The sequence below is a fragment of the Bariatricus sp. SGI.161 genome (assembly GCF_050313695.1).
Taxonomy (GTDB): Bacteria; Bacillota; Clostridia; order Lachnospirales; family Lachnospiraceae; genus JAFBIX01.
Window position 1 is genome coordinate 177765 of record NZ_JBNPLX010000002.1, and the last position, 25796, is coordinate 203560.

Consider the following 25796-nt stretch of genomic DNA (forward strand, 5'->3'; position numbering starts at 1 on the left):
GGAGAGTTTCGTTTTTGCTTATATTTAAAAAAGAAAAGGAGAATGTAACATGGGAAATGTACAGATTTTATTGCGTCAGCACGTGGGTGCACCGTGCGCACCGTGCGTTGAGGTAGGGGCAGACGTAAAAAAAGGTACTCTGATTGCTACACCTACAGGACTTGGAGCAAATATTTTCTCAAGTGTTTATGGAAAAGTAGCTGAGATCACAGATGATCGTATTATTATTGAACCAGCTGCTGAACAGCCGGACGAGTTCGTGCCAATTGATGAATCAGTTGAACTGCCGGAAAACGCTACAAAGCTTGATATGGTTAAAGCAGCCGGAGTTGTTGGCCTGGGAGGCGCTGGATTCCCGACAGGAGTTAAGCTTAACATCAACCTTGCAGAGACACCTCTTGGAGAGATGAATCCGGAGATTAATCCGGAAATTGATGATGTAGAAGAGCCGGGTAAATACAGCTACATCTTAGTAAATGCAGCAGAGTGTGAGCCGGGACTTGAACACAACATCAGACAGCTTGAAGAACAGTGTGATAAATGCCTTCGTGGTGTAAAATACAGTATGGAGATCACACAGGCTGATAAAGCAATCTTCGCAATTAAAAAGAAAAATAAAAAAGCTGTGAAAACATTGATGGCAGCAATTGAAAATGAAGAGAATATTTCATTGCACCTGCTTCCGGATATTTACCCGATGGGAGAAGAGCGTGCAGTTGTTCGTGAGTGCCTTGGATTAAACCTTGATACAACACAGCTTCCTTCAGCAGCAAGAGCCGTTGTTGTTAACCTTGAGACCGCAGCAAGAATTGCTGAGGCAATTGATGAGAAGAGACCATGCATCAGCAAAAACATGACAGTTCGTGGTAACATCAAAGGTGGAAATGCAGCACATGTATTTATGGATGTACCGATCGGTGTTTCTGTTGGTGAGATGATCGAAAAAGCCGGCGGACTGGATAAACCGGATGAAGTTGGTGAAATCATTATGGGTGGAGCGTTCACAGGACGTGCAGTAGAGCTTGATGAGCCAACGACAAAGACCACAGGCGGTATCCTTACAACTTACAGAATGCCAGACCTTACAGGTAAGAAAGTAGGGCTTCTTGTCTGTGCATGTGGCGGTAATGAAGCACGTATGCGTGTAATCGCAGAGAAAATGCATGGTGAAGTTGTGTCCGTATGCAGATGTAAACAGGCAATTGAGAACAAACCGGGTGCACCACTGAAGTGTCTTCGTCCTGGAAACTGTCCTGGACAGGTAAAAAACAATATGCAGTTTAAGAAAGATGGCTGCGAATATATTATCATTGGTAACTGTTCAGACTGTACAAACACAGTTATGGCATCTGCTCCTCAGATGGGACTTAAAGTATTCCATCAGACAGATCATGTTATGAGAGCAGTTGGTCACGCACAGTATCGTCAGCTAACAGTATCTAAATGGGTTGACCAGGATATTGATGTAGAAGACTAGTTATGGTATAAATTGCAGAAGTAAGGAGTGATTCCCCGATATGACTCTTTACGAAGCAATTATATATATGTTAATTATCACAATTAGCAAAGTAATTAAAAGGAGGGAACAATATGTCTATTACAGCTGAAACAGCGAAACAACATGCAAATGATCCTGCAGTGTTATGCTGTAGAGCAGAGGCTGGAATCATTATTGAGCCAGCAAATCTTGAAGATCCAGCAATTTTTGATGAGTTAGTTGACTCTGGATTATTGAATCTTGATGGATGCTTAAAAATTGGACAAATTTTAGGAGCAAAACTTACAAAAACTCTTGATTCTCTTTCACCACTGACAGCAGATGTTGTTGAGGGAGCAAAAGATTCTGTAGAGGAAAAAGCAGAGGAAGCAGCAGAGGAAGCAGCTCCAGAAGTAGCAGCTCCAGCAGCTCCGGCAGCTCCGGCAGCAGCAGCTCCGGCAGCAACAGCAGTTGCAGGCGGAATTCTTAAAATCCACATTGGTGAAGGAAAAGATATTGATCTTTCTATTCCGGTTGGTGCACTTGGCGGAGGCGCTGAGGTTGTAGAAGTAGCTCCGGCAGCAGCTCCGGCAGCAGCTCCGGCAGCAGCTCCGGCAGCTGAAGAAGTAGCAAAAGAAGGAAAGGTTGTAAGAAGCCTTACAAGAAAACATTTTGCTATTACAGAAGTTAAGAGAGGACCAGAGACAAAGATCGAAGGAACAGTTCTTACAATCCGTGAAGGTATTGAAGCAGATGTAATTGCTAATTCTGATCTTGTTAAAGATTTCCATCTTGAAATCGTTACACCAAAGGAGTATCACACATATTCTGAGACAATCATGGATGTTCAGCCAATCGCAACAAAAGAAGGCGATGCTAAGATCGGACAGGGCGTTACAAGAGTAATCGATGGCGCTATCATGATGCTTTCAGGAACAGATGAAGGTGGAGTTCAGATCGGTGAGTTCGGTTCTTCCGAAGGATATATGGATGAAAACATTATGTGGGGACGTCCGGGATGTCCAGATAAGGGAGAAATCTTTATCAAAGGTAATATCGTAGTTCAGGAAAAGACAAACATGGAACGTCGTGGACCTATGGCTGCACATACAGCATTTGATATTATCACACAGGAAATCCGTGAAGCATTGAAGAAACTTGAAGAAGACCTTGTAGTAGATACAGAGGAATTCGTTCAGGTTCGTCACCCAGGTCAGAAGAAAGTAGTTATTTGTAAAGAAATCATGGGACAGGGAGCTATGCATGATAACTTCATCCTTCCGGTAGAACCATGTGGAATTCTTGGAGCAAGAGCTAACGTTGACCTTGGTAACCTCCCAGTATGTATGAGCCCATTGGAAGTTCTTGATGGATGTATCCACGCTCTTACATGTATCGGACCTGCATCTAAAGAGATGACAAGACATTACTGGAGAGAGCCACTTGTACTTGAGGCACTTGCTGATCCAGAAATTGACCTTTGTGGTGTAATCTTTGTTGGATCTCCACAGATCAACGCTGAGAAGTTCTATGTATCTGAAAGACTTGGTCAGACAGTAGAAATGATGGACGTTGACGGTGCATTTATTACAACAGAAGGTTTCGGAAACAACCATATCGACTTTGCAAGTCATCATGAGCAGATCGGTATGAGAGGAGTTCCTGTAGTAGGACTTTCATACTGTGCAGTTCAGGGAGCGCTCGTAGTTGGTAACAAGTACATGACAGCAATGGTAGATAACAACAAATCTGAAGGCGGTATTGAGAACGAAATCCTCGGAAACAATACACTTTGCCACGAAGATGCAATTCGTGCTCTTGAGATGCTCAAAGTTCAGATGGCAGGTGAAGTAGTTAAACCAGCTGAAAAGAAATGGAATCCGAACGTTAAGGCTACGAACATTGAAGTGATCGAAGATGCTATCGGATCAAAGATTGATCTTGTAGAAAATGAGCAGGCACTTCCACTTAGCCAGAAACGTATTGATAAAGGATACAACTAAGAATAAGGTGTTTTAAATGAATGACGAACGATTGAAATATGGTGACAGAATCATATACATGGAGGGAATCTGTGTTGATGTTGATGATTGCAGCATCAGTGTGGATTTAAAAGGACGATTGGGATTTTTCAAAGCCCCGAAGAGAATGTTTATCTGTGATACTGAACCAAAGATTGGTCAGGAATTTGGATGGCATATGAGTTTTCCGGAGCAGCTTGGTCCTGAAATCCATGAAAAGTACGTCAGTAATTTAGAAAAAGAGCGTCGTAAACAAGCAGAAATGAGCACTCGTTTAAAGAAAGAGGAGGAATAAAAATGAGTTTAACGGTTGTTAAAGGATTACAATCAGAAATCTTCGTTCCAATTACTCCACCGATGGTATGGACACCAGTAGAGAAAGAGTTGAAGGATATGACAGTTGCTCTTGCTACAGCAGCAGGTGTACATCAGGTAGATCAGGAAAGATTTAACCTTGCAGGTGACTTTACTTGGAGAAAGATCGATGATAAATGCCCATCAGATAAATTGATGGTATCTCATGGTGGATATGATAACAGTGATGTTAATAAAGATATCAACTGTATGTTCCCTATCGACAGACTTCATGAATTGGCAGAAGAAGGATTTATTAAGGCTACAGCTCCATTCCATGCTGGATTCATGGGTGGTGGCGGAAACCAGGAGAAATTCAAACATGAGACAGGTCCTGCAGTAGCAGCAATGCTGAAAGAGGAAGGCGTAGATGCAGCTATCCTCACAGCTGGATGAGGTACCTGTCACCGCTCTGCAGTATTGGTGCAGAGAGCGATTGAAGAAGCTGGAATTCCTACAATTATTATTGCAGCTCTTCCACCAGTTGTACGTCAGACTGGTACTCCACGTGCGGTTGCTCCGTTGGTACCTATGGGTGCTAATGCAGGTGGTCCTCACAATGTGGAACAGCAGACAGCTATCGTAAAAGCTACTCTTGAGCAGTTGGTTGAGATCCAGACACCTGGAAAGATCGTTCCATTGCCATTCGAGTATGTTGCTAAAATCTAATATACAACAAACATCAGGAGGGAAATGGCTTGTCCATTTCCCTTTTTAGATTCTTTCCTTGATTATAGAAAGAGTAATAAAAAAAGGATTGATTTTGTATACTGGTATGATAAAATAAAGACAAATGAGTTTACGTAGCAAAAACAAAAAATTGCTAAAGGAGGACATAGAAAACATGGCAGTTGAGGAACAGAAATTACGTCGCCTTACCATTAAAGCGTTTCATATGGATACGGTTGTCGAGGGTGATCGTAATGATATTACAACAGGCGGAAAGATGACTGTTTGTAAGGATATTATTCCGGAATTATTAAAGGATGCAAAGTATATTACAGACATTGATATTCAGGTAATCCAGCCGGGAGATCATGATCGTTGGACCAACACGATCATGGACATTATTCCGATTTCTACAAAAGTGCTCGGAGTATTGGGAGAAGGAATCACACATACAATTACCGGTGTATACGTGATGCTTACCGGTGTGGATGTGAATGGAAAGCAGTGTCATGAATTTGGATCATCAGAAGGTAACTTAAAAGAGCAGCTCGTGCTTAATAAGGCGGGTACTCCGGGAGATAATGATGTGATTATTTCCTTTGATGTTACACTTGCAGCAGGTATGGGACAAGAAAGACCGGGACCGACAGAAGCGCATTTGCTCTGTGATAAATTCATTAATATTTTCAGAGAAAAACTGAAAAAATTTAATGGAAATCAGTGTACAGAGAAACATGTATATCATGATATAGTACGCCCTGGTAAGAAACGTGTTTTGATTATCAAGCAGGTTGCAGGACAGGGAGCGATGTATGATACTCATATGTTCTCGAAAGAGCCATCTTGCTCGATTGGATCAAAATCCATCATTGATATGGGCAATATGCCGGTAATAGTTACACCGAATGAATATAGAGACGGAATTATCCGTTCCATGCAGTAAGAAGGGAGAAGAATATTATGGGAATTGGTCCTTCAACAAAAGAAACATCATTACATCACTTCAGAGACCCACTTCTTGAAGTAGTTGCGGAAGATACAGACCTTGATCTGCTGGGAATCATGCTTGTCGGTTCTCCGGATGGTAACGAAGACAAGATGCTTGTTGGTACAAGAGCGGCTGTCGCAGCAGAATGTATGCGTGCAGACGGTGTTATCCTGTCCTGTGATGGCTGGGGAAACAGTCATGTTGACTACACAAATACGATTGAACAGATCGGTGAGCGTGGCATTCCTGTTACAGGAATTACCTTTAATGGTACGGTTGCACAATTTGTAGTTGTGAATGATTATCTGGATGCGATCGTAGATATCAATAAGAGTGCGACAGGTGAAGAGACAAATGTTGTCGGTGAGAACAATATGGATCGTATTGACTGTCTGAAAGCGAAAGCGTTATTGAAGCTTAAGATGAGAAAGAAAGATCAGGAAAACAAATAAATAGAAATAACAGATGATAAAGAAAAGGCACGACCTGTATGTCGTGCCCTTTCTTTTTGGTATGTCATTGAGAGGTTTTCCTCGTTGCATTGCAGTTTTGTATATACAAAGCTGGGGAATGCTCCTCATAAAGAGGATGTATATATTTAATTGGAGTTCACCGATGCAAGAACGTTCTTGGGGAAAACGATCGGCAACGGATCAACTGCAATAACAACCAAAATTGTTGTTGACTTAATGCATATGATTTTTCAAAAAAGGCAGTTTCCCTGTCAGGAAAACCGCCATTGGTTATCTTGCATTTAAGTTGTTTTAAATATAGCATTTTTATTTTTGAGTGTCAATAGAAAAAACTATTTTTATGCAACATGGTGAATATATATCAAAATATGCTAAGCTTTTGATGCATCTTTAAAGAAGATACAAGCACATACAACCATAACGACTGTAACGACCCATGTTAAAACAGTAAGTGGAAGTGATGTGATTACAAAGCATGCAATCAATACACCAATGACACCGGTAATAGTAAGTACTAAAGAACTTGCACGATTATATTTTCCTTCTTTTACAAATTTAATACCAGCTGAAGGCATCAGGAAAGCGCAAGAACCCATCATAATTGGGAAAGCAATATCTGCACTTAATCCAAGAAGCAGACATAATGCCATACAAGGTGCGTACAGACCAAGACCAACGATCATTAAAGCTCCGAGAACAAAGTTTACAAGTACGCCAATTACAAGCTTGACACCTGTCAATCCGCTGGCAGTTCCAATAATACCAAAAGGTCCGACTCCAAGAAGTTTACAGATCATTACGATTGCCAGTGCGATCAAAGCACATCCTAAAGCAATACGAACTTTCTTAAGATTCCATTTTGATACAATTGACGCTCCGATAACTGCTCCCAAGATAGATGCTCCAATCATCAAAACAAGTGTCAGTGGATCAACTGTTACCTTCTGAATAAAAACAGTAGCTTCTACAACGACTGGTATAGCATATGCAACATTTAAAGTACCAGGGATCAGATCGTCAGGACAGCTCTTTGTAAACTTGAAAGCTGTTGTTGAAGTTGCATAACTCCCGATACCAAGAGTATCGAAGAAGTTAGCTAACACACCAATAATAATAGTTGGTACGTATTTAACCTCCTTGAAATCTTCTTTGTGTTTAAATATGTCTTTTACATAATAAACACCAAAACCAATTGTCAGTATCCAAAGAACTAAGATCAAAATATGTGCTACACTCATATCTCTCATCCTCCTTAAAATAATATATGAATTGCAGAAACAAAAAAGACCGGTATCCTGATTGGAAACCGACCTTGGTCATCTCTTATTTATAGTTTACATGAAAATATAAAAAATGTCAATAATATAACGAACATTTGTATGATATAATGGAATAGGGATAAATAAAAAGGCGGTTCCATATAAGGAATACCGCCTTTGGTTGTCAATATGTAATTTTCAATATAGATTAAGCCTCTGTCTTGTTGGCATCTCTGAAGAACATAATAGATGTGTAAACCATAACTACACAAATGATGTATGTTAATGTCTTCAGTGAGAAGAAGCAAGCTACTTTGTAAGCGATAAATACGCCGACACATCCGAACAATGCAAGGCAAAGAGCAGCTTTTCTGTCATACTTACCTTCTTTGATGAACTTAAAGCATGCAGCGTTCATAAGGAATGCACAAGATCCCATCATGATTGGGAAAGCAGTTCCGATATTCATTCCGAGTGCTGCACAAAGAGCCATACAAGGAGCATACAGACCAACACCGATCATCATAAGTGCTCCCAGGAAGAAGTTAACAACGATACCAATTACTAACTTAATACCTGTAAGACCAAGAGCTTCACCACTTACACCGAATGGTCCGATTCCTGCATTCTTACAAGCAAGAACAATTGCAAGGATAAGAAGACCAACACCAAGACCTAAACGAACCATCTTCAGATTCCATTTACATACGATACCAGCTCCAACTAAAGCACCAACAACAGATGCAGCAAGCATAAGTACCAGAGTAAGAGGATCGATATCTACAAAGCTGAAGAACAGGAGCGCCTCTAATGTAACAGGGAAGGTATCACCAACATTCAGCGTACCTGGAATTGTCTCGTCCGGGCTGGACTTTGTGAATTTGAAACCAGCCTGTGTAGTTGCATAAGAACCAATTCCCCATGTGTCAAGTAAGTTTGTGATGCATCCGATGATTGCCAATGCAACCCAGTGTCCACCTTGGAAATCTTCCTTGTGTGCAAGCAAATCTTTGATAAAATATGCGCCAGATGCGATAACAAAGATAATCAGCACGATACGTAAAATCATAATAACATCCATTTTTTCATCCCTCCAGATTGTTTAAAAGTAAAAAAAATAGAAACAGACATCTTAGTATATAATATGAAATATAAGCACCCCGATATGAAAATATTTGTTAAATTATATACCATCTGTTCATGCTCTAATTCTACCAATTTTTATGCAAAAAGTCAATGAAATACATAAAAAATGCATAAGAAAAGGACATAATTACATGAATATAAGAAAAATGGAGAAGAGATAAGTAAAAAAAAGCATATGTGACGGCCGGCAGGTTTGACAAAAAAATAATTTTATCCTATTATAATAAGGAAGTTTCGCGCTGAAAAGTATATTGCAGGTGAATTGAAGAGCCAGAAGAACCAATGAGATGGATTGTATTGAAAAAAATACAATAAATCCAAGAAAAGGCTTGCAAAATATGGATTCATCCGATATACTAAGAGAGCTGTGACATGATAGCTGTGAAGCGTGAGGTTGCTGCCTGATATGGCAGGTTTTCCGTGGAGCGAATGTCAAGTTAGGAAACTGGCGACAAGTCACTGTACGAAACTATAACAGCCACTGAAATGTGGTAACAACGTGTGAGGTTCTCACGACACACACGGGAGAGTGTACAGTCACCGCTTGTCGTACTGAAGTTAAAAGTACGAAAAGGAGGCGACTTTTTTTATGGCAAGTCAAGTAATGAGAATCACTTTGAAAGCGTATGATCATCAGTTAGTAGATGCATCCGCAAAAAAAATCATCGAAACTGTAAAAAAGAATGGATCACAGGTGAGCGGACCGGTACCACTTCCAACTAAGAAAGAAGTAGTTACAATCTTAAGAGCAGTTCACAAATACAAAGATTCCAGAGAACAGTTCGAACAGAGAACTCATAAGAGACTTATCGATATCATTGCACCAACACAGAAGACTGTTGACGCATTGTCTAGATTAGAGATGCCAGCTGGTGTTTACATTGATATCAAAATGAAAAATAAGTAGAGCACTTAGTGAGGTGTCTCACGAACTTGGTGCGAACTTAGTTCAGTGAACTTGGTGAGGTATTATCGAGCCTAGTGAAGTGAACATCAAACACAGAACGCAGTAATTCCTAAAATTTAGGATGAACGTCCAAGCGGCGTTCCGCTGTAAATCACAGGAGGTAATTATAATGAAGAAAGCTATCTTAGCTACAAAAGTCGGAATGACTCAGATCTTCAACGAAGACGGAACATTAACACCGGTAACTGTACTTCAGGCTGGTCCGTGTGTTGTAACGCAGATCAAAACTGTTGAAAATGATGGTTACGATGCAGTTCAGGTTGGATTCGTTGATAAGAAAGACAAAATTGTTAACAAAGACAAGAGCGGTAAGAAAGAAATCGTTCATCGTCACGGTGTGACAAAGGCTGAACAGGGACATTTTGCAAAAGCTGGTGTTTCTGGTAAGAGATTCGTGAGAGAATTTAAATTTGAAAATGCTTCTGAATATGAACTGGCACAGGAAATCAAGGTTGATATTTTTGAGGCGGGAGATAAGATTGATGCTACTGCAATTTCTAAAGGAAAAGGATTCCAGGGCGCAATCAAGAGACATAATCAGCACAGAGGACCAATGACACACGGTTCTAAGTTCCATCGTCATGCAGGTTCTAACGGAGCTGCTTCTGATCCAAGTAAAGTATTCAAGGGAAAAAAGATGCCAGGACACATGGGAAGTAAGAAGATTACGATCCAGAATCTTGAAGTCGTACGCGTAGATGCTGAGAATAACTTGCTTTTGGTTAAGGGTTCTGTACCGGGACCAAAGAAATCTTTAGTAACTATCAAAGAAGCAGTAAAGGCTAACTAAGCTTTGACGAAGGAAGGAGGAAGACTTAAGATGGCAAACGTATCCGTTTATAATATCGAAGGTAAAGAAGTTGGAACAATCGATTTAAGCGATGCGGTATTCGGTGTTGAAGTAAATGAACATCTGGTACACATGGCTGTTGTTAACCAGCTTGCAAATAAACGTCAGGGAACACAGAAAGCAAAAACACGTTCTGAAGTTTCTGGTGGCGGAAGAAAACCATGGAGACAAAAAGGAACTGGTCATGCTAGACAGGGTTCTACAAGAGCTCCACAGTGGACAGGCGGTGGAGTAGTATTTGCTCCGGTACCGAGAGATTATTCATTCAAGATGAATAAGAAAGAGAAAAGAGCAGCTCTTAAATCAGCTCTTACAGCAAAAGTAGAAGAAAACAAATTCATCGTTGTTGATGAAATCAAATTTGATGAAATCAAGACAAAGAATTTTGCAAACATTCTGAAGAACTTAGACGTATCTAAAGCATTAGTAGTATTAGAGGATGGCAATACAAATGCAGAGATCTCTGCGAGAAACATTGCTGATGTTAAGACTGCAAAGACTAATACGATCAATGTGTACGATATCTTAAAATACAACACAGTAATCGCAACGAAAGCTGCTGTTGCTAATATCGAGGAGGTGTACGCATAATGGCAAACGTTCAGTATTATGATGTAATCCTTAAACCAGTTGTAACAGAAAAGAGTATGGAGCTTATGGGAGAAAAGAAATATACTTTCTTAGTACACCCGGAAGCAACAAAATCTCAGGTAAAAGAAGCTGTTGAAAAGATGTTCAACGGTACAAAAGTGAAAAGTGTTAACACAATGAACTGCGAAGGTAAGAAAAAAAGAGTTCGTGGAACTATGCAGTTTGGAAAGACAGCCAACACAAAGAAGGCTATTGTTCAGTTAACAGAAGACAGCGCAGATATCGAGATCTTTGAGGGGTTATAAGATTTGCTGAAGGCAAGCGTCAGCGAAGGCTGAAGCTTAGTCGGACCCCGTTCGGTGAATTTGGCGAGGCTTTTTCGAACCTGGCGAAGCGAATACACCCGAACAATCATACGGTGCAAATCCGTGATATTAATAATTAGAATTTGAAAGGAGAAGCAACCATGGGAATTAAAACATATCGCCCATATACGCCTTCCAGAAGACAGATGACTGGATCTGATTTCTCAGAAATCACAAAGACAACTCCAGAAAAATCTCTGTTAGCTCCAAAGAGCAGACAGGCAGGACGTAATAATCAAGGTAAAATTACAGTTAGACACCGCGGAGGCGGAGCTAAGAAGAAATATAGAGTAATCGACTTCAAGAGAAGAAAAGACGGAATTGCTGCTACAGTTCTTGGTATCGAATACGATCCAAACAGAACAGCTAATATCGCTCTTATCTGCTATGAAGATGGTGAGAAAGCATATATCCTTGCACCAGCAGGGTTACAGGTAGGCTGGAAAGTTATGAATGGACCGGAAGCTGAAGTATTGATCGGTAACTGTCTTCCACTTTCTGAGATTCCTGTAGGTACTCAGGTACACAACATTGAGCTTCATCCTGGAAAGGGCGGACAGCTGGTTCGTTCAGCAGGTAACAGCGCACAGTTAATGGCAAAAGAAGGAAAATATGCAACACTTCGACTTCCATCAGGAGAGATGAGAATGGTACCGATCGAGTGCCGTGCATCTGTTGGAGTTGTAGGAAATGGGGATCACAACCTGATCAACATTGGTAAAGCAGGACGTAAACGTCACATGGGTATCAGACCTACAGTTCGTGGTTCTGTTATGAACCCGAATGACCATCCGCATGGTGGTGGTGAAGGTAAGACAGGAATCGGTCGTCCGGGTCCGTGTACACCTTGGGGTAAACCAGCACTTGGTCTTAAGACAAGAAAGAAAAATAAAGCTTCTAACAAGATGATTGTAAGAAGAAGAGATGGTAAAGCGATTAAATAATTAAGGAGGTTATAACCTATGGCACGTTCAATTAAAAAAGGACCATTCGCAGACGCAAGCCTGCTCAAGAAGGTTGATGCTATGAACGCTTCTGGAGACAAGTCCGTAATTAAGACATGGTCTCGTCGTTCTACAGTCTTCCCAAGCATGGTTGGACATACAATTGCCGTTCATGACGGAAGAAAACATGTACCTGTATATGTAACAGAAGATATGGTTGGACACAAACTCGGAGAGTTCGTAGCAACCAGAACATACAGAGGACATGGAAAAGACGAAAAGAAATCAAAAGTTAGATAATTACATTGTGAAAGGAGGGTTCATCCATGGCAAAAGGACATAGATCCCAAATCAAGAGAGAGAGAAATGCTAACAAAGATACAAGACCTTCTGCTAAGTTATCTTATGCAAGAGTTTCTGTTCAGAAAGCATGCTACGTATTAGATGCCATCAGAGGTAAGGATGTAACAACAGCACTTGGTATTTTAACTTACAATCCAAGATATGCTTCTAGTTTAATAAAGAAATTATTGGAGTCAGCAATTGCAAATGCTGAAAACAACAACGGTATGAATGTTGAGAATCTTTATATTGCAGAGGCTTATGCAAACAAAGGACCAACAATGAAGAGAATCAGACCTAGAGCACAGGGAAGAGCTTACAGAATCGAGAAGAGAATGAGCCACATTACACTTGTGCTTGATGAAAGATAAGGAGGGCAATCATGGGACAGAAAGTTAATCCTCATGGCTTAAGAGTCGGTGTTATCAAAGACTGGGACTCTAGATGGTATGCAGAAAAAGATTTTGCAGACTACTTAGTAGAAGACCATGAAATCAGAACGTATCTTAAGAAGAGATTATACAGCGCCGGTGTTTCTAAGATTGAGATCGAAAGAGCATCTGATCGCGTAAAAATCATTATTTATACAGCAAAACCTGGTGTAGTAATCGGTAAAGGTGGAGCAGAAATCGAAAAAGTAAAAGGTGAATTAGCACAGTTTACTAATAAGAAATTAATCGTTGATATTAAGGAAATCAAGAGACCGGATAAAGATGCTCAGTTAGTAGCAGAAAACATCGCATTACAGCTTGAGAACCGTATCTCTTTCAGACGTGCAATGAAATCTTGTATGTCAAGAACAATGAAAGCCGGAGCACTTGGTGTTAAGACATCTGTGTCAGGACGTCTTGGCGGAGCAGATATGGCTCGTACAGAGTTCTACAGTGAAGGAACAATTCCTCTTCAGACACTGAGAGCAGATATCGACTACGGATTCGCTGAAGCTGACACAACTTATGGAAAAGTTGGTGTTAAGGTATGGATTTACAAGGGCGAAGTTCTTCCGGAAAAAGCAGCAAAGGAAGGAGATAGATAATCATGTTAATGCCAAAAAGAGTAAAACGTCGTAAACAATTCCGTGGTTCCATGAAGGGTAAAGCACTTCGCGGAAACAAGATTACAAATGGTGAATATGGTATCGTTGCAATGGAACCTTGCTGGATCCGTTCAAACCAGATCGAAGCTGCCCGTATCGCTATGACACGTTATATCAAACGTGGTGGTAAAGTTTGGATCAAAATATTCCCAGATAAACCTGTAACTACGAAACCAGCTGAAACACGTATGGGTTCTGGAAAAGGAACCTTAGAATACTGGGTAGCAGTTGTTAAGCCGGGTCGCGTAATGTTCGAGATCGCTGGCGTATCAGAAGAAGTTGCAAGAGAAGCACTTCGTCTGGCAACACACAAGCTGCCATGTAAATGTAAAGTAGTTTCTCGCGCAGACTTAGAAGGCGGTGATAACAGTGAAAATTAATGCATTTGTAGAAGATTTAAAGACAAAATCAGCTGCAGAGCTGAACGAAGAATTAGTAGCTGCTAAAAAGGAACTTTTTAACTTAAGATTCCAGAACGCAACAAATCAGTTAGATAATACAAGCAGAATCAAAGAAGTAAGAAGAAATATTGCCAGAATCCAGACAGTGATTACGGAAAAAAGTGGCAAATAGAACTTCATTTCATGCTGAAAGGAGTATAGACTGTGGAAAGAAATCTTAGAAAAACCCGTGTGGGTAAGGTTATCAGTAATAAAATGGATAAGACCATAGTTGTTGCAGTTGAAGATCATGTAAAACATCCACTTTACAAAAAAATCGTAAAGAGAACTTACAAGTTGAAAGCACATGATGAGAATAACGAGTGCAACATCGGCGACAAAGTAAAAGTTATGGAAACAAGACCACTCTCTAAGGATAAGAGATGGAGACTTGTTGAAGTTATGGAAAAAGTGAAATAGTATAAGGAGGGAAACCTGCATGATACAGCAAGAAAGCAGACTGAAAGTAGCAGACAACACAGGTGCAAAAGAATTACTGTGTATTCGTGTTATGGGCGGTTCAACAAGAAGATATGCAAGTATCGGTGATGTGATCATTGCGACTGTTAAAGATGCAACACCAGGCGGCGTTGTTAAAAAAGGCGATGTAGTAAAAGCTGTAGTTGTTCGTACTGTAAATAGTACTCGTCGTAAAGATGGTTCTTATATCCGTTTCGACGAAAATGCTGCTGTAATTATAAAAGATGATAAGACACCAAGAGGAACCCGTATTTTTGGACCAGTAGCAAGAGAGCTCCGTGACAAACAGTTCATGAGAATTGTTTCCCTGGCTCCGGAAGTACTATAAGGAGGTGCGCAAGATGTCAATGTTAAAAATCAAAAAAGGCGACACTGTTAAGGTTATCGCTGGTAAAGATAAAGACAAAGAAGGCAAAGTTATTGCTGTGAACCAGAAAGCTGGTAAGGTTGTTGTTGAAGGTGTCAACATGTTGACAAAGCACACAAAACCAAGTATGAATAACCAGAATGGTGGAATCGTTCATCAGGAAGGACCTATCGATGCTTCTAATGTAATGTATGTTCACAAGGGAAAAGCAACAAGAGTGGGCATTAAAATGGATGGAGATAAGAAGGTTCGTTACGCTAAATCAACAGGCGAAGTTATTGATTAATCTGAGGAAGGAGGGCCATAAGCTTTGAGTAGACTGAAAGAACAATACCAGAACGAAATCATTGATGCAATGAATAAGAAGTTCGGTTATAAAAATATTATGGAAGTGCCAAAACTCGATAAAGTTGTAATCAACATGGGTGTTGGCGAAGCAAAAGATAACGCAAAACTTTTAGATTCAGCAGTAGCTGATCTTGAGAAGATCACAGGACAGAAAGCTGTTATCTGTAGAGCAAAAAAATCAGTTGCTAACTTCAAGATCAGAGAAGGAATGGCAATTGGATGTAAAGTTACCTTAAGAGGAGAAAAGATGTATGAGTTCGTTGATCGTCTGATCAACCTTGCACTTCCTCGTGTACGTGACTTTAGAGGTGTAAACCCTAACGCATTTGACGGAAGAGGAAACTATGCTCTCGGAATTAAAGAGCAGTTAATCTTCCCTGAGATCGAATATGATAAGGTTGATAAGGTAAGAGGTATGGATATCATCTTCGTTACAACCGCTAAAACAGATGAAGAGGCGCGTGAATTGTTGAAACAGTTCAACATGCCATTTACAAAATAAGGAGGTAAATTATGGCTAAGACAGCAATGAAAGTTAAACAGCAGCGTAACCAGAAATTCTCTACCAGAGAATACAATCGCTGCAGAATCTGTGGACGTCCACATGCATATTTGAGAAAATATGGTATCTGCCGTGTTTGCTTCCGCGAATTGGCATATAAAGGACAGATCCCTGGAGTTAAAAAATCTAGTTGGTAGGCCCTGAACACTTAGAAAAGGAGGAAAACAATTCATGACTATGAGCGATCCAATCGCAGATATGCTTACAAGAATTCGTAATGCAAATACTGCTAAACATGATACAGTAGATGTACCATCTTCTAAGATGAAGCTTGCTATTGCTAATATCTTATTGGATGAAGGATATATCGAGAAATATGACATCATTGAAGATGGAGTATTTAAAACAATCCATATTACATTAAAATATGGCGCAGACAAGAATGAAAAAGTTATTACAGGTCTTAAGAGAATCTCTAAACCTGGACTTCGTGTATACGCTAGCAGCGCTAATGTACCAAAGGTATTTGGCGGACTTGGAACAGCAATCATTTCCACAAACCAAGGCGTAATCACAGACAAAGAAGCAAGAAAACTTGGCGTAGGCGGAGAAGTTCTTTGCTATATTTGGTAACAATCGACTAAGGAAACACCATCGCCACTAGGTTCGAGAGAACCTCACCAAGTGGACGAGGTGTACTTTCGCACTAGGTTCGAGAATACCTCACCAAGTGCTCAATGTAACTGAAAACAGAGTGGGTGCGACCCATTCCGAAAATTTAAGTTAAGGAGGATAAGGCAATGTCACGTATAGGAAGACTGCCAGTAGCAATCCCAGCAGGTGTAACTGTTGAAATTGCAGAAAATAATGTAGTGACTGTAAAAGGTCCAAAGGGAACACTCGTAAGAGAACTTCCTACAGAGATGGAAATCAAAGTAGAAGGTGAAGAAGTAGTTGTAACAAGACCAAACGATTTAAAGAAAATGAAATCTTTACATGGTCTTACAAGAACACTGATCAACAACATGGTTGTTGGTGTAACGAATGGATATGAAAAAGTTCTGGAAGTTAACGGTGTTGGATATAGAGCAGCAAAATCTGGAAACAAACTGACACTGAACCTTGGATATTCTCATCCAGTAGAAATGGTTGATCCAGAAGGTCTTGAGACTGTTGTAGAAGGACAGAACAAGATTATCGTAAAAGGTATCAGCAAAGAAAAAGTAGGTCAGTATGCAGCTGAGATCAGAGATAAGAGAAGACCTGAGCCATATAAGGGCAAAGGTATTAAGTATGCTGATGAAGTAATCAGACGTAAAGTCGGCAAGACAGGTAAGAAATAAGAAAGGAGAGTGTAAAAATGGTTAGCAAAAAATCAAGAAGTGTCGTTCGTGTTAACAAACACAGAAAATTACGTAACCGTTTGAGCGGTACTGCTGAGTGCCCACGTTTAGCGGTATTTAGAAGTAACAATCATATGTATGCTCAGATCATTGATGATACAGCTCACAATACTCTGGTTTCCGCATCCACTCTTCAGAAAGATGTGAAAGCAAACTTAGAGAAAACAAACAACGTTGAAGCAGCAGCATATCTTGGTAAAGTAATTGCTGAGAAAGCGTTGGAAAAAGGTATTAAAGACGTTGTCTTCGATAGAGGCGGATTTATTTACCAGGGCAAGATTCAGGCATTAGCAGACGCAGCTAGAGAAGCTGGGTTGAATTTCTAGAAGGAGGAGCACACATGAAACAAGAACGTATTGATGCTAGTCAGTTAGAATTAAATGAAAAAGTAGTATCAATTAAACGTGTAACCAAAGTTGTTAAAGGTGGCCGTAATATGAGATTCACAGCTTTAGTAGTTGTTGGCGACGGAAACGGCCATGTTGGTGCAGGTTTAGGAAAAGCTACAGAAATTCCAGAAGCAATCCGCAAGGGAAAAGAAGATGCAGCTAAAAACCTCATCTCTGTAGCATTAGATGAAAATGAAAGTATTACACATGATTTTATCGGTAAATTCGGAGGAGCTTCCGTATTACTTAAGAAAGCTCCAGAAGGTACTGGAGTGATCGCCGGTGGTCCGGCACGTGCCGTAATCGAGATGGCAGGAATCAAGAATATCCGTACAAAATCTCTTGGTTCTAACAACAAACAGAATGTTGTTCTGGCTACGATCGATGGATTACGTCAGGTAAAGACTCCGGAAGAGGTTGCTAAGCTTCGCGGTAAATCTGTTGAAGAGATCTTAGGCTAAGGAGGTAGATGAAGATGGCAAACTTAAAAGTTACATTAGTAAAATCTACAATTGGTGCTGTACCAAAGCATAAGAAGACTGTTGAAGCATTAGGCTTAAGAAAAGTAAACAAAACAGTTGAACTGCCGGATAATGCAGCAACAAGAGGTATGATTAAGCAGGTTCAACACCTGGTAAAAGTAGAAGAAGCATAAGTAATAATTCGGATAAGGAGGTGTCACAATGGATTTATCAAACTTAAGACCTGCTGATGGAGCAAAACAGAGTGATAATTTCAGAAGAGGACGTGGACACGGTTCTGGAAATGGTAAGACAGCTGGTAAGGGACACAAAGGTCAGAAAGCTCGTTCTGGAGCAACAAGACCAGGTTTCGAAGGTGGTCAGATGCCATTATATAGAAGAATACCAAAGAGAGGTTTCACGAACAGAAACTCTAAGACAATCGTTGGTATTAATGTAAGCGCTCTTGAAGTATTTGATAATGATGCTGTTGTTTCTGTAGAGACTCTGATCGAACAGGGTATCGTTAAGAATCCAAGAGATGGTGTTAAGATTCTTGGAAATGGCGAACTTACAAAGAAACTTACAGTACAGGCAAATGCATTTAGTGCAGGCGCAGTAGAAAAGATTGAGGCTTTAGGTGGAAAAGCAGAGGTGATCTAATGTTAGAAACATTCCGAAAGGCATTTCAAATTAAGGATATTCGCAAGAAAATCGGATATACGTTTTTAATGTTAATCGTGATAAGAATCGGATCACAGTTGCCGACACCGGGCGTGAATGCCGATTATATTAAGGAATTTTTTGCACAGAACACTGGTGAAGCGTTTAATTTGTTTAACGCTTTCACCGGTGGCTCTTTTGAGCAGATGTCTATATTTGCTCTGAGTATTACGCCGTACATTACATCTTCCATTATCATGCAGCTTCTTACAATTGCAATTCCAAAACTTGAAGAAATGCAAAAAGAAGGAGAAGATGGAAGAAAGAAGATTGTAGCTATCACTCGTTATCTGACAGTAGGACTTGCTCTGTTTGAGTCTACTGCCATGGCAGTCGGATTCGGACGTCAGGGATTATTGAAAGAATACAATTTTGTAAATGCTGCAATTGTAGTTCTGACACTTACAGCAGGATCTGCATTCTTGATGTGGATTGGTGAGAGAATTACAGAAAAGGGCGTAGGAAATGGTATTTCCATCGTGCTTGTAATTAATATTATCTCACGTATACCTAGTGATATGAATTCACTGTTTGAGCAATTCGTTAAGGGAGAACCGATTGCATCTGCAGGACTTGCAGTCCTTGTTATATTTGCAATTATCGTTGCTCTTGTAGTATTTGTCGTTATTCTTCAGGATGGTGAAAGAAGGATTGCGGTACAGTATTCTCAGAAAGTTGTTGGTAGAAAAACTTATGGTGGACAGTCCAGCAACATTCCTTTGAAAGTAAATACTGCCGGTGTAATTCCAATTATCTTTGCATCCTCATTAATGCAGTTTCCGATCGTAATTGCTTCATTCATGGGCAAAGGAAATGGGACTGGAATTGGCAGCGAGATTTTACGAGGAATGAATCAGGGCAACTGGTGTAATCCAGAACATTTGAAATATACTTGGGGATTAATTGTATACATTATTCTGACTGTATTTTTTGCATATTTCTATACGTCCATTACATTTAATCCGTTAGAGATTGCAAACAATATGAAGAAAAATGGTGGCTTTATTCCAGGTATTCGTCCGGGAAAACCAACGGTTGAATATCTGACCAAGATATTGAATTATATTATATTTATTGGAGCATGTGGTCTTGTAGTTATACAGATTATCCCGATTTTCTTCAATGGATGGCTGGGAGCAAGTGTATCGTTCGGAGGTACATCGTTGATCATTATTGTCAGTGTTATTCTGGAAACTATGAAACAAATCGAATCACAGACACTTGTTCGTAATTATAAAGGATTTTTGAATAGTTAATGAACGAATGATTTTGACTCGCGGAATTTTTTTCGCGGGTTAAAATGCTATAAAGGAGGAACACCCATATGAAAATTATTATGTTAGGTGCCCCTGGTGCGGGCAAGGGAACTCAGGCAAAGAAAATTGCAGCAAAGTACGACATTCCTCACATTTCAACTGGCGACATCTTTAGAGCGAACATTAAAAATGGTACTGAGTTGGGGAAAAAGGCAAAAACTTACATGGATCAGGGACTTTTAGTTCCAGATGAACTGGTCGTAGATCTGGTCGTAGATCGTGTGAATCAGGAAGATTGTAAGAATGGATATGTTCTTGACGGATTTCCGAGAACAATCCCGCAGGCAGAAGCACTTGATAAAGCGCTCACTGAACTGGGACAGAAAGTTGATTATGCAATTGATGTAGATGTTCCAGATGAGAATATTGTCCGTCGCATGGGCGGAAGACGTGCTTGTGTTGGATGTGGAGCTACATATCATTTGGAATATGCACCAACAAAAGTAGAAGGAGTCTGTGATGTCTGTGGCAAAGAGCTGATTCTCAGAGATGATGATAAGCCAGAGACTGTAAAAAAACGTCTTGGGGTATATCATGAGCAGACACAGCCATTGATTGATTACTATACAAATGCTGGAATTTTGAAAACTGTTGATGGAACGATTGATATTAATGATGTATTCCAGGCAATTGTAGATATTTTAGGAGAATAAGAACATGCCAATCACAATCAAATCGTCCAGAGAAATTGAATTAATGACTGAAGCCGGACGTATATTGGAAATTGTTCATAACGAATTAGGAAAGGCTCTGCGACCAGGAATGAGTACCAAGGATATCGATCGTCTGGGTGAAGAAATCATCCGCAGTTACGGTTGTATTCCATCATTTCTTAATTATAATGGATATCCAGCATCTATCTGTGTATCTGTGAATGAGGAAGTGGTTCATGGAATTCCTGACAAGCATCGAATTATTCGTGAAGGTGATATTGTCAGCCTGGATGCCGGAGTCATTTACAAAGGATATCATTCCGATGCCGCGAGAACTCACGGCATCGGAACAATCAGCAAGGAAGCAGAAGATCTGATTAGAATAACCAGAGAATGCTTCTTTGAAGGTATAAAATACGCAAAAGAAGGCAATTATTTATTTGACATTTCGGCAGCAATTGGCAATTATGCGCAGGAGCGTGGTTATGGAGTCGTTCGTGATCTGTGCGGACATGGAATTGGGACTGCGTTGCATGAAGCTCCTGAAATACCGAATTATAAGATGAACAGAAAAGGTGTAAAGCTGAAAGCCGGAATGACTTTGGCAATTGAACCGATGATTAACATAGGAACCTGGGAGGTTGACTGGTTAGATGACGACTGGACTGTTGTATCCAGAGACCGCTCACTTTCAGCGCATTATGAAAACACGGTATTAATTACCAAAGATGAACCGATACTTTTAACCTTGACCCAAGACAGCTAGGAGACGCAGTTATGGACAGATATCAGACAGGAATGCTTGCAAAATCAAAAGCGGGTCATGACACCGGTAAGGTTTATGTTATAATGGACATTGACGACACATATGTATATTTAGCGGATGGCAGAATTAGAACATTAGATAAGTTAAAAAGAAAAAAGAAAAAACATGTTCAGATTATTTGCAAAAAATATGATGTCACCGCAATTGATGACGTAGCAATCAAACGGATACTTAAGGAATGGAATAAAGAAGGAAAAAATCAGGAGGAATAAAACATGTCAAAAGCTGACGTTATTGAAATTGAAGGAACTGTAGTAGAAAAATTACCGAACGCAATGTTCCAGGTTGAGTTAGAGAATGGCCATCAGGTACTTGCACATATCAGTGGAAAGCTGAGAATGAACTTTATCAAAATCTTACCTGGCGATAAGGTAACATTGGAATTATCTCCATATGACCTTTCAAAGGGAAGAATTATCTGGAGAGATAAATAATATAAAATTATCTATTGACTTTGTTTGACAACAAGTGTTATACTATATAAGCACGTTTTTGGGTGCTTTAATATTGATGCGTATTTTTAAGCATTCAGGATGTGAGAGAACTATAGACATAGCAATGGATGAAAGGAGGATCCCCCGTGAAGGTTAGATCATCAGTAAAACCAATTTGCGAAAAATGTAAAGTTATTAAAAGAAAAGGAAGCATTCGCATTATCTGCGAAAATCCGAAGCATAAACAAAGACAGGGATAGGCACTGAACATTCAGTGAGAAGGCCGTTCGATGAGCAGAGCAAATCGAACATTCTTATGTTTATGAACAAATTAGGCGGCTGATAGTAGACACGCCAGGAGGTGTGTAGACTATTTGATATACAAGGAACACCTGTAGCCGGTGCTTTTCCTCGTATATTGCTTCTAATGCCGGCCCGTCATTACCGTTCATACGGTGGCCGGAAAGGGCATGGATACCGAACATGCCTGGGTAATGCTAAGGCAGAACCCCTATTAAAGTCGATGTAAAAAAATCAAAAAGAAAATGGAGGAAATTCACATGGCTCGTATAGCAGGTGTAGATTTACCAAGAGACAAACGTGTTGAGATCGGATTAACTTATATCTACGGAATCGGTAGACCAAGTGCAACCCGTATTTTAGCACAGGCAGGAGTTGATCCTGATATTCGCTGTAGAGATCTTACAGACGAAGATGTAAAGAAAATTAGTGCAGTAATTGATGAGACTCAGGTAGTAGAAGGTGATCTTCGTAGAGAGATTGCTCTGAACATCAAGAGATTGCAGGAGATCGGATGCTATAGAGGAATCCGTCACAGAAAAGGACTTCCGGTTCGTGGTCAGAAGACTAAGACAAATGCAAGAACAAGAAAAGGTCCTAAGAGAACAGTAGCAAATAAGAAGAAATAGGCTGAAAGCAACTTAGTGAGAGCAAGTTAAAAACGCAGCTCGAATTTAGTGCGAGGCCGTTCGCGAATCTTAGCGAATGCATAGCATGAGCTTAGCTGAGCGAACATACCAAAAAAAAGAAAGTGTAGGTTAGTTTTATTATGGCAAAGAAAGTTACAAAGAAAGTGACAAAGAAACGTGTCAAGAAAAACGTTGAACACGGACAGGCTCACATCCAGTCATCTTTTAATAACACAATCGTTACTTTAACAGATGCACAGGGAAATGCTCTTTCATGGGCAAGTGCAGGCGGTCTGGGATTTAGAGGTTCAAGGAAATCTACCCCTTATGCAGCTCAGATGGCAGCTGAGACAGCAGCTAAAGCAGCATTGGTACATGGTTTGAAATCAGTTGACGTAATGGTTAAAGGACCAGGTTCAGGTAGAGAAGCAGCAATCCGTGCCCTTCAGGCATGTGGAATCGATGTAACAAGCATTAAGGATGTTACTCCAGTACCACACAATGGTTGCCGTCCACCGAAACGCAGAAGAGTCTAATTATCAATTAATAGTTCACGTTGACGGATTGATTTATCCGAATTTAAATAGGAGGAAAACAAAAACATGGCAGTAAATAGAGTTCCGGTTCTTAAAAGATGCAGATCCCTTGGTATGGATCCGGTATATTTAGGAATTGATAAAAAGTCTAACAGACAGTTGAAAAGATCAAATAGAAAAATGAGCGAGTATGGTCTTCAGTTACGTGAAAAACAGAAAGCTAAATTTATCTATGGTGTATTAGAGAAACCTTTCAGAAACTACTTTGAGAAAGCTCAGCGTATGAGTGGTATGACAGGTGATAACCTGATGAAAATGCTGGAATCCAGATTAGATAACGTAGTATTCCGTCTGGGTCTTGCAAGAACAAGACGTGAAGCCAGACAGATTGTTGATCACAAGCATGTTCTTGTAAATGGAAAGCAGATCAACATTCCATCTTACCTGATCAAAGCAGGCGATGTAATTGAAATCAAAGAATCTAAGAAGAGCTCACCAAGATATAAAGAAATCGTTGAGGTTACAGGCGGACGTCTGGTTCCAGAATGGTTAGAAGCTGATCTTGAGAACCTGAAAGGAACAGTAAAAGAACTTCCAAGACGTGAAGAAATTGATGTTCCTGTAGATGAGATGTTAATCGTCGAATTATATTCTAAATAATAACCCGTAACACCACAGGAGGTGGACTTAGTGTTTGATTTTAATAAACCCAACATTGAAATAACTGAGATTTCAGAAGATAAAAAGTATGGAAGATTTGTTGTAGAACCGCTGGAAAGAGGTTATGGTACAACATTAGGAAACTCTCTTAGAAGAATTATGCTTTCATCTTTGCCAGGAGCTGCAATCAGCCAGGTAAAGATTGATGGTGTTCTTCATGAGTTCAGTTCTATTCCGGGTGTTAAGGAAGATGTTACTGAGATTATCATGAACTTGAAATCTTTGGCTATCAAGAATACATCTGAGACAGATGAACCGAAGACAGCTTATATTGAATTCGAAGGAGAAGGCGTTGTTACGGCAGCGGACATCCAGGTGGATCAGGATATCGAGATCATGAATCCAGAGACCGTTATTGCAACATTAAACGGCGGGGCAGACAGCAAATTGTACATGGAACTCACCATTACAAAGGGCAGAGGATATGTAAGTTCTGATAAAAATAAAAACGATGAATTACCAATCGCAGTAATTCCAATCGATTCTATTTACACCCCGGTGGAACGTGTGAACCTCACTGTTGAAAACACACGTGTTGGACAGATTACAGACTTTGATAAGTTGACATTAGATGTGTACACTAATGGTACACTGCTTCCGGATGAAGCAGTCAGCCTGGCTGCAAAAGTGTTAAGCGAACATCTGAAACTCTTTATCGATCTGTCTGAAGTGGCTCAGGCTGCTGAAGTAATGATTGAAAAAGAAGATGATGAAAAAGAAAAAGTTCTTGAAATGAGTATTGACGAATTAGAATTATCTGTTCGTTCTTACAACTGCCTGAAGAGAGCAGGAATTAATACTGTAGAAGAACTTACGAACAGAACACCGGAAGATATGATGAAAGTACGTAACCTTGGACGTAAGTCTTTGGAAGAAGTACTTGCAAAATTAGATGAATTAGGATTAAGCTTAAGCAGAGGCGAAGAGTAGAACACTTAACGCATGCAAGCTGTAAGCGAAGCATGAGTTTAGTGTGAACTCTGTCCTTCGGAGCTTAATGAGCGCGAGTGTAAGCGAAGTGCGAATTTAGTAAGAAGGACTTCCATCAAAATGATTTTCACCAGTAAGCCCGAAGTGCATGGTGAAGCATTTGGCTAGTAAGCCCGAAGAAGCATAACCAAGTGTTATTAATGGAGGATTTGAAAAATGGCAAAATATAGAAAACTTGGCAGAACATCAAGCCAGAGAAAAGCATTATTGAGAAACCAGGTAACAGCATTGCTTAACAACGGCAAGATCGTTACTACAGAAGCTAAGGCAAAAGAGATCCGCAAGATCGCTGAAGGCCTTATTGCAATGGCAGTAAAAGAAAAAGACAACTTCGAAGAAGTTACTGTAAAAGCTAAAGTTGCCCGCAAGGACAAAGATGGCAAGAGAGTAAAAGAGGTTGTAGACGGTAAGAAAGTTACTGTATATGACGAAGTTGAGAAGAAGATCAAGAAAGATATGCCAAGCAGACTTCACGCTCGTCGTGAGATGTTGAAAGTTCTTTACCCAGTAAAAGAAGTTCCGACAACTCCAGCTGGAAGAAAGAAAAATACAAAAGAAGTTGATCTTGTTGCAAAAATCTTTGACGAAATCGCACCAAAATACGAGAATCGTAACGGTGGTTACACAAGAATCGTTAAGATTGGACAGCGTAAAGGTGATGCAGCAATGGAAGTTCTGATTGAACTTGTATAATCTGTGTAAAATGATGACGCACTTCAGGAAACTGAAGTGCGTCT

The 25796-nt window shown here is 40.1% G+C and carries 40 protein-coding genes; 38 read left to right on the top strand and 2 right to left on the bottom strand.

The annotated features are described in order from the left end of the window. Nucleotides 1-49 precede the first annotated feature (49 nt). From ACQRBH_RS02290 to ACQRBH_RS02315, 6 genes are all read left to right on the top strand, one after another. On the top strand, nucleotides 50-1477 hold the full coding sequence (locus ACQRBH_RS02290) for a proline reductase-associated electron transfer protein PrdC (protein WP_427760809.1): 1428 nt from the start codon (nucleotides 50-52) through the stop codon (nucleotides 1475-1477). 113 nt (nucleotides 1478-1590) lie between these two features. After that, nucleotides 1591-3480 carry a D-proline reductase (dithiol) proprotein PrdA gene (prdA, locus tag ACQRBH_RS02295; protein WP_427760810.1) on the top strand — a complete coding sequence of 630 codons (1890 nt, stop codon included), beginning with the start codon at nucleotides 1591-1593 and terminating at the stop codon, nucleotides 3478-3480. A 16-nt stretch (nucleotides 3481-3496) separates the two neighbouring features. Next, a complete protein-coding gene (locus ACQRBH_RS02300; protein ID WP_235232232.1) occupies nucleotides 3497-3793 on the top strand; it encodes a CBO2463/CBO2479 domain-containing protein in 297 nt (98 codons plus the stop codon). Nucleotides 3794-3795: 2 nt separating this feature from the next. Then, on the top strand, nucleotides 3796-4521 hold the full coding sequence (prdB, locus tag ACQRBH_RS02305; protein ID WP_427760811.1) for a D-proline reductase (dithiol) protein PrdB: 726 nt from the start codon (nucleotides 3796-3798) through the stop codon (nucleotides 4519-4521). Nucleotides 4522-4696: 175 nt separating this feature from the next. After that, a complete protein-coding gene (gene prdD / locus ACQRBH_RS02310) occupies nucleotides 4697-5464 on the top strand; it encodes a proline reductase cluster protein PrdD (protein WP_427760812.1) in 768 nt (255 codons plus the stop codon). 17 nt (nucleotides 5465-5481) lie between these two features. Further along, nucleotides 5482-5961, top strand: a complete 480-nt coding sequence (locus ACQRBH_RS02315) for a glycine/sarcosine/betaine reductase component B subunit (protein WP_235232229.1) — start codon at nucleotides 5482-5484, stop codon at nucleotides 5959-5961. Between the two features lie 392 nt (nucleotides 5962-6353). Here ACQRBH_RS02315 and ACQRBH_RS02320 read toward each other — a convergent pair whose 3' ends face one another. Further along, nucleotides 6354-7220, bottom strand: a complete 867-nt coding sequence (locus ACQRBH_RS02320; protein ID WP_427742595.1) for a TSUP family transporter — start codon at nucleotides 7218-7220, stop codon at nucleotides 6354-6356. A gap of 229 nt (nucleotides 7221-7449) precedes the next feature. Then, the gene (locus tag ACQRBH_RS02325) at nucleotides 7450-8322 is read right to left on the bottom strand and encodes a permease (protein ID WP_427742598.1); all 873 of its coding nucleotides are present in this window, start codon (nucleotides 8320-8322) and stop codon (nucleotides 7450-7452) included. A 654-nt stretch (nucleotides 8323-8976) separates the two neighbouring features. Between ACQRBH_RS02325 and rpsJ the strand changes: the two genes are divergently transcribed. From rpsJ to ACQRBH_RS02485, 32 genes are all read left to right on the top strand, one after another. Continuing rightward, on the top strand, nucleotides 8977-9294 hold the full coding sequence (gene rpsJ / locus ACQRBH_RS02330; protein WP_117603130.1) for a 30S ribosomal protein S10: 318 nt from the start codon (nucleotides 8977-8979) through the stop codon (nucleotides 9292-9294). Nucleotides 9295-9463: 169 nt separating this feature from the next. After that, nucleotides 9464-10144, top strand: coding sequence for a 50S ribosomal protein L3 (rplC, locus tag ACQRBH_RS02335; RefSeq protein WP_347375742.1), 681 nt, complete (start codon nucleotides 9464-9466; stop codon nucleotides 10142-10144). A 30-nt stretch (nucleotides 10145-10174) separates the two neighbouring features. Then, nucleotides 10175-10795, top strand: coding sequence for a 50S ribosomal protein L4 (rplD, locus tag ACQRBH_RS02340; RefSeq protein WP_235233692.1), 621 nt, complete (start codon nucleotides 10175-10177; stop codon nucleotides 10793-10795). Then, the gene (gene rplW / locus ACQRBH_RS02345) at nucleotides 10795-11100 is read left to right on the top strand and encodes a 50S ribosomal protein L23 (protein WP_235233693.1); all 306 of its coding nucleotides are present in this window, start codon (nucleotides 10795-10797) and stop codon (nucleotides 11098-11100) included. The genes rplD and rplW overlap by 1 nt, the downstream gene beginning before the upstream one ends. A gap of 161 nt (nucleotides 11101-11261) precedes the next feature. Further along, nucleotides 11262-12104, top strand: coding sequence for a 50S ribosomal protein L2 (gene rplB, locus ACQRBH_RS02350; protein WP_235233694.1), 843 nt, complete (start codon nucleotides 11262-11264; stop codon nucleotides 12102-12104). A gap of 18 nt (nucleotides 12105-12122) precedes the next feature. Further along, the gene (rpsS, locus tag ACQRBH_RS02355; protein ID WP_427760813.1) at nucleotides 12123-12404 is read left to right on the top strand and encodes a 30S ribosomal protein S19; all 282 of its coding nucleotides are present in this window, start codon (nucleotides 12123-12125) and stop codon (nucleotides 12402-12404) included. Between the two features lie 26 nt (nucleotides 12405-12430). Then, entirely contained in the window at nucleotides 12431-12817 is a 387-nt protein-coding gene (gene rplV, locus ACQRBH_RS02360) for a 50S ribosomal protein L22 (protein ID WP_235233696.1), read from the top strand. 11 nt (nucleotides 12818-12828) lie between these two features. Next, the gene (gene rpsC / locus ACQRBH_RS02365; protein ID WP_235233698.1) at nucleotides 12829-13482 is read left to right on the top strand and encodes a 30S ribosomal protein S3; all 654 of its coding nucleotides are present in this window, start codon (nucleotides 12829-12831) and stop codon (nucleotides 13480-13482) included. A gap of 2 nt (nucleotides 13483-13484) precedes the next feature. Beyond that, nucleotides 13485-13922: a 50S ribosomal protein L16 gene (gene rplP / locus ACQRBH_RS02370; RefSeq protein WP_006445002.1), complete on the top strand. Its 438-nt coding sequence runs from the start codon at nucleotides 13485-13487 to the stop codon at nucleotides 13920-13922. Beyond that, a complete protein-coding gene (gene rpmC, locus ACQRBH_RS02375) occupies nucleotides 13912-14115 on the top strand; it encodes a 50S ribosomal protein L29 (protein WP_235233699.1) in 204 nt (67 codons plus the stop codon). The genes rplP and rpmC overlap by 11 nt, the downstream gene beginning before the upstream one ends. A 32-nt stretch (nucleotides 14116-14147) precedes the next feature. Further along, nucleotides 14148-14402 carry a 30S ribosomal protein S17 gene (rpsQ, locus tag ACQRBH_RS02380; protein WP_328282620.1) on the top strand — a complete coding sequence of 85 codons (255 nt, stop codon included), beginning with the start codon at nucleotides 14148-14150 and terminating at the stop codon, nucleotides 14400-14402. A 19-nt stretch (nucleotides 14403-14421) separates the two neighbouring features. Next, the gene (gene rplN / locus ACQRBH_RS02385) at nucleotides 14422-14790 is read left to right on the top strand and encodes a 50S ribosomal protein L14 (RefSeq protein WP_235233701.1); all 369 of its coding nucleotides are present in this window, start codon (nucleotides 14422-14424) and stop codon (nucleotides 14788-14790) included. A gap of 13 nt (nucleotides 14791-14803) precedes the next feature. Beyond that, nucleotides 14804-15115 (top strand): 50S ribosomal protein L24, encoded by a 312-nt coding sequence (rplX, locus tag ACQRBH_RS02390; RefSeq protein WP_235233703.1) that lies wholly within the window; start codon nucleotides 14804-14806, stop codon nucleotides 15113-15115. A 24-nt stretch (nucleotides 15116-15139) separates the two neighbouring features. Further along, a complete protein-coding gene (rplE, locus tag ACQRBH_RS02395) occupies nucleotides 15140-15679 on the top strand; it encodes a 50S ribosomal protein L5 (RefSeq protein ID WP_235233704.1) in 540 nt (179 codons plus the stop codon). An 11-nt stretch (nucleotides 15680-15690) separates the two neighbouring features. Continuing rightward, nucleotides 15691-15876: a type Z 30S ribosomal protein S14 gene (locus ACQRBH_RS02400; RefSeq protein ID WP_235233705.1), complete on the top strand. Its 186-nt coding sequence runs from the start codon at nucleotides 15691-15693 to the stop codon at nucleotides 15874-15876. A gap of 34 nt (nucleotides 15877-15910) precedes the next feature. Next, a complete protein-coding gene (gene rpsH, locus ACQRBH_RS02405; RefSeq protein ID WP_235233706.1) occupies nucleotides 15911-16312 on the top strand; it encodes a 30S ribosomal protein S8 in 402 nt (133 codons plus the stop codon). A 167-nt stretch (nucleotides 16313-16479) separates the two neighbouring features. Then, complete coding sequence (gene rplF, locus ACQRBH_RS02410) at nucleotides 16480-17022, top strand: 50S ribosomal protein L6 (RefSeq protein ID WP_235233707.1); 543 nt, start codon at nucleotides 16480-16482, stop codon at nucleotides 17020-17022. 17 nt (nucleotides 17023-17039) lie between these two features. After that, nucleotides 17040-17408 (top strand): 50S ribosomal protein L18, encoded by a 369-nt coding sequence (gene rplR / locus ACQRBH_RS02415; RefSeq protein WP_235233708.1) that lies wholly within the window; start codon nucleotides 17040-17042, stop codon nucleotides 17406-17408. A 14-nt stretch (nucleotides 17409-17422) separates the two neighbouring features. After that, nucleotides 17423-17932 carry a 30S ribosomal protein S5 gene (gene rpsE / locus ACQRBH_RS02420; protein WP_235233710.1) on the top strand — a complete coding sequence of 170 codons (510 nt, stop codon included), beginning with the start codon at nucleotides 17423-17425 and terminating at the stop codon, nucleotides 17930-17932. A 14-nt stretch (nucleotides 17933-17946) separates the two neighbouring features. Further along, entirely contained in the window at nucleotides 17947-18126 is a 180-nt protein-coding gene (gene rpmD / locus ACQRBH_RS02425) for a 50S ribosomal protein L30 (RefSeq protein ID WP_235233711.1), read from the top strand. 28 nt (nucleotides 18127-18154) lie between these two features. Further along, on the top strand, nucleotides 18155-18595 hold the full coding sequence (gene rplO / locus ACQRBH_RS02430; RefSeq protein ID WP_235233713.1) for a 50S ribosomal protein L15: 441 nt from the start codon (nucleotides 18155-18157) through the stop codon (nucleotides 18593-18595). Then, nucleotides 18595-19911, top strand: a complete 1317-nt coding sequence (secY, locus tag ACQRBH_RS02435; RefSeq protein WP_427760814.1) for a preprotein translocase subunit SecY — start codon at nucleotides 18595-18597, stop codon at nucleotides 19909-19911. Before rplO ends, secY begins: the two co-directional genes overlap by 1 nt. 68 nt (nucleotides 19912-19979) lie before the next feature. Further along, nucleotides 19980-20624 carry an adenylate kinase gene (locus tag ACQRBH_RS02440; RefSeq protein WP_235233719.1) on the top strand — a complete coding sequence of 215 codons (645 nt, stop codon included), beginning with the start codon at nucleotides 19980-19982 and terminating at the stop codon, nucleotides 20622-20624. 4 nt (nucleotides 20625-20628) lie between these two features. Then, entirely contained in the window at nucleotides 20629-21390 is a 762-nt protein-coding gene (map, locus tag ACQRBH_RS02445; RefSeq protein ID WP_235233720.1) for a type I methionyl aminopeptidase, read from the top strand. Nucleotides 21391-21401: 11 nt separating this feature from the next. Continuing rightward, a complete protein-coding gene (locus tag ACQRBH_RS02450; RefSeq protein WP_235233721.1) occupies nucleotides 21402-21662 on the top strand; it encodes a KOW domain-containing RNA-binding protein in 261 nt (86 codons plus the stop codon). 3 nt (nucleotides 21663-21665) lie between these two features. After that, nucleotides 21666-21884 (top strand): translation initiation factor IF-1, encoded by a 219-nt coding sequence (infA, locus tag ACQRBH_RS02455; RefSeq protein WP_004607275.1) that lies wholly within the window; start codon nucleotides 21666-21668, stop codon nucleotides 21882-21884. 146 nt (nucleotides 21885-22030) lie between these two features. Beyond that, complete coding sequence (rpmJ, locus tag ACQRBH_RS02460; RefSeq protein WP_003022746.1) at nucleotides 22031-22144, top strand: 50S ribosomal protein L36; 114 nt, start codon at nucleotides 22031-22033, stop codon at nucleotides 22142-22144. A 300-nt stretch (nucleotides 22145-22444) separates the two neighbouring features. Then, nucleotides 22445-22813: a 30S ribosomal protein S13 gene (gene rpsM, locus ACQRBH_RS02465; protein ID WP_235233722.1), complete on the top strand. Its 369-nt coding sequence runs from the start codon at nucleotides 22445-22447 to the stop codon at nucleotides 22811-22813. A 140-nt stretch (nucleotides 22814-22953) separates the two neighbouring features. Continuing rightward, nucleotides 22954-23349: a 30S ribosomal protein S11 gene (gene rpsK, locus ACQRBH_RS02470; RefSeq protein WP_049729986.1), complete on the top strand. Its 396-nt coding sequence runs from the start codon at nucleotides 22954-22956 to the stop codon at nucleotides 23347-23349. A 66-nt stretch (nucleotides 23350-23415) separates the two neighbouring features. Then, a complete protein-coding gene (gene rpsD, locus ACQRBH_RS02475) occupies nucleotides 23416-24009 on the top strand; it encodes a 30S ribosomal protein S4 (RefSeq protein WP_347375744.1) in 594 nt (197 codons plus the stop codon). A gap of 30 nt (nucleotides 24010-24039) precedes the next feature. After that, nucleotides 24040-24999 carry a DNA-directed RNA polymerase subunit alpha gene (locus ACQRBH_RS02480; RefSeq protein WP_235233727.1) on the top strand — a complete coding sequence of 320 codons (960 nt, stop codon included), beginning with the start codon at nucleotides 24040-24042 and terminating at the stop codon, nucleotides 24997-24999. Between the two features lie 216 nt (nucleotides 25000-25215). After that, nucleotides 25216-25752, top strand: a complete 537-nt coding sequence (locus ACQRBH_RS02485; RefSeq protein ID WP_427760815.1) for a bL17 family ribosomal protein — start codon at nucleotides 25216-25218, stop codon at nucleotides 25750-25752. Nucleotides 25753-25796: the final 44 nt, after the last annotated feature.

Excerpts from the sequence above, each read along its gene's own strand:
- ACQRBH_RS02290 (WP_427760809.1), top strand. The coding sequence starts at position 50 with ATGGGAAATGTACAGATTTTATTGCGTCAGCACGTGGGTGCACCGTGC.
- prdA (WP_427760810.1), top strand. The coding sequence starts at position 1,591 with ATGTCTATTACAGCTGAAACAGCGAAACAACATGCAAATGATCCTGCA.
- ACQRBH_RS02300 (WP_235232232.1), top strand. The coding sequence starts at position 3,497 with ATGAATGACGAACGATTGAAATATGGTGACAGAATCATATACATGGAG.
- prdD (WP_427760812.1), top strand. The coding sequence starts at position 4,697 with ATGGCAGTTGAGGAACAGAAATTACGTCGCCTTACCATTAAAGCGTTT.
- ACQRBH_RS02315 (WP_235232229.1), top strand. The coding sequence starts at position 5,482 with ATGGGAATTGGTCCTTCAACAAAAGAAACATCATTACATCACTTCAGA.
- ACQRBH_RS02320 (WP_427742595.1), bottom strand. The coding sequence starts at position 7,220 with ATGAGTGTAGCACATATTTTGATCTTAGTTCTTTGGATACTGACAATT.
- ACQRBH_RS02325 (WP_427742598.1), bottom strand. The coding sequence starts at position 8,322 with ATGGATGTTATTATGATTTTACGTATCGTGCTGATTATCTTTGTTATC.
- rpsJ (WP_117603130.1), top strand. The coding sequence starts at position 8,977 with ATGGCAAGTCAAGTAATGAGAATCACTTTGAAAGCGTATGATCATCAG.
- rplC (WP_347375742.1), top strand. The coding sequence starts at position 9,464 with ATGAAGAAAGCTATCTTAGCTACAAAAGTCGGAATGACTCAGATCTTC.
- rplD (WP_235233692.1), top strand. The coding sequence starts at position 10,175 with ATGGCAAACGTATCCGTTTATAATATCGAAGGTAAAGAAGTTGGAACA.
- rplW (WP_235233693.1), top strand. The coding sequence starts at position 10,795 with ATGGCAAACGTTCAGTATTATGATGTAATCCTTAAACCAGTTGTAACA.
- rplB (WP_235233694.1), top strand. The coding sequence starts at position 11,262 with ATGGGAATTAAAACATATCGCCCATATACGCCTTCCAGAAGACAGATG.
- rpsS (WP_427760813.1), top strand. The coding sequence starts at position 12,123 with ATGGCACGTTCAATTAAAAAAGGACCATTCGCAGACGCAAGCCTGCTC.
- rplV (WP_235233696.1), top strand. The coding sequence starts at position 12,431 with ATGGCAAAAGGACATAGATCCCAAATCAAGAGAGAGAGAAATGCTAAC.
- rpsC (WP_235233698.1), top strand. The coding sequence starts at position 12,829 with ATGGGACAGAAAGTTAATCCTCATGGCTTAAGAGTCGGTGTTATCAAA.
- rplP (WP_006445002.1), top strand. The coding sequence starts at position 13,485 with ATGTTAATGCCAAAAAGAGTAAAACGTCGTAAACAATTCCGTGGTTCC.
- rplN (WP_235233701.1), top strand. The coding sequence starts at position 14,422 with ATGATACAGCAAGAAAGCAGACTGAAAGTAGCAGACAACACAGGTGCA.
- rplX (WP_235233703.1), top strand. The coding sequence starts at position 14,804 with ATGTCAATGTTAAAAATCAAAAAAGGCGACACTGTTAAGGTTATCGCT.
- ACQRBH_RS02400 (WP_235233705.1), top strand. The coding sequence starts at position 15,691 with ATGGCTAAGACAGCAATGAAAGTTAAACAGCAGCGTAACCAGAAATTC.
- rpsH (WP_235233706.1), top strand. The coding sequence starts at position 15,911 with ATGACTATGAGCGATCCAATCGCAGATATGCTTACAAGAATTCGTAAT.
- rplF (WP_235233707.1), top strand. The coding sequence starts at position 16,480 with ATGTCACGTATAGGAAGACTGCCAGTAGCAATCCCAGCAGGTGTAACT.
- rplR (WP_235233708.1), top strand. The coding sequence starts at position 17,040 with ATGGTTAGCAAAAAATCAAGAAGTGTCGTTCGTGTTAACAAACACAGA.
- rpsE (WP_235233710.1), top strand. The coding sequence starts at position 17,423 with ATGAAACAAGAACGTATTGATGCTAGTCAGTTAGAATTAAATGAAAAA.
- rpmD (WP_235233711.1), top strand. The coding sequence starts at position 17,947 with ATGGCAAACTTAAAAGTTACATTAGTAAAATCTACAATTGGTGCTGTA.
- rplO (WP_235233713.1), top strand. The coding sequence starts at position 18,155 with ATGGATTTATCAAACTTAAGACCTGCTGATGGAGCAAAACAGAGTGAT.
- secY (WP_427760814.1), top strand. The coding sequence starts at position 18,595 with ATGTTAGAAACATTCCGAAAGGCATTTCAAATTAAGGATATTCGCAAG.
- ACQRBH_RS02440 (WP_235233719.1), top strand. The coding sequence starts at position 19,980 with ATGAAAATTATTATGTTAGGTGCCCCTGGTGCGGGCAAGGGAACTCAG.
- map (WP_235233720.1), top strand. The coding sequence starts at position 20,629 with ATGCCAATCACAATCAAATCGTCCAGAGAAATTGAATTAATGACTGAA.
- ACQRBH_RS02450 (WP_235233721.1), top strand. The coding sequence starts at position 21,402 with ATGGACAGATATCAGACAGGAATGCTTGCAAAATCAAAAGCGGGTCAT.
- infA (WP_004607275.1), top strand. The coding sequence starts at position 21,666 with ATGTCAAAAGCTGACGTTATTGAAATTGAAGGAACTGTAGTAGAAAAA.
- rpsM (WP_235233722.1), top strand. The coding sequence starts at position 22,445 with ATGGCTCGTATAGCAGGTGTAGATTTACCAAGAGACAAACGTGTTGAG.
- rpsK (WP_049729986.1), top strand. The coding sequence starts at position 22,954 with ATGGCAAAGAAAGTTACAAAGAAAGTGACAAAGAAACGTGTCAAGAAA.
- rpsD (WP_347375744.1), top strand. The coding sequence starts at position 23,416 with ATGGCAGTAAATAGAGTTCCGGTTCTTAAAAGATGCAGATCCCTTGGT.
- ACQRBH_RS02485 (WP_427760815.1), top strand. The coding sequence starts at position 25,216 with ATGGCAAAATATAGAAAACTTGGCAGAACATCAAGCCAGAGAAAAGCA.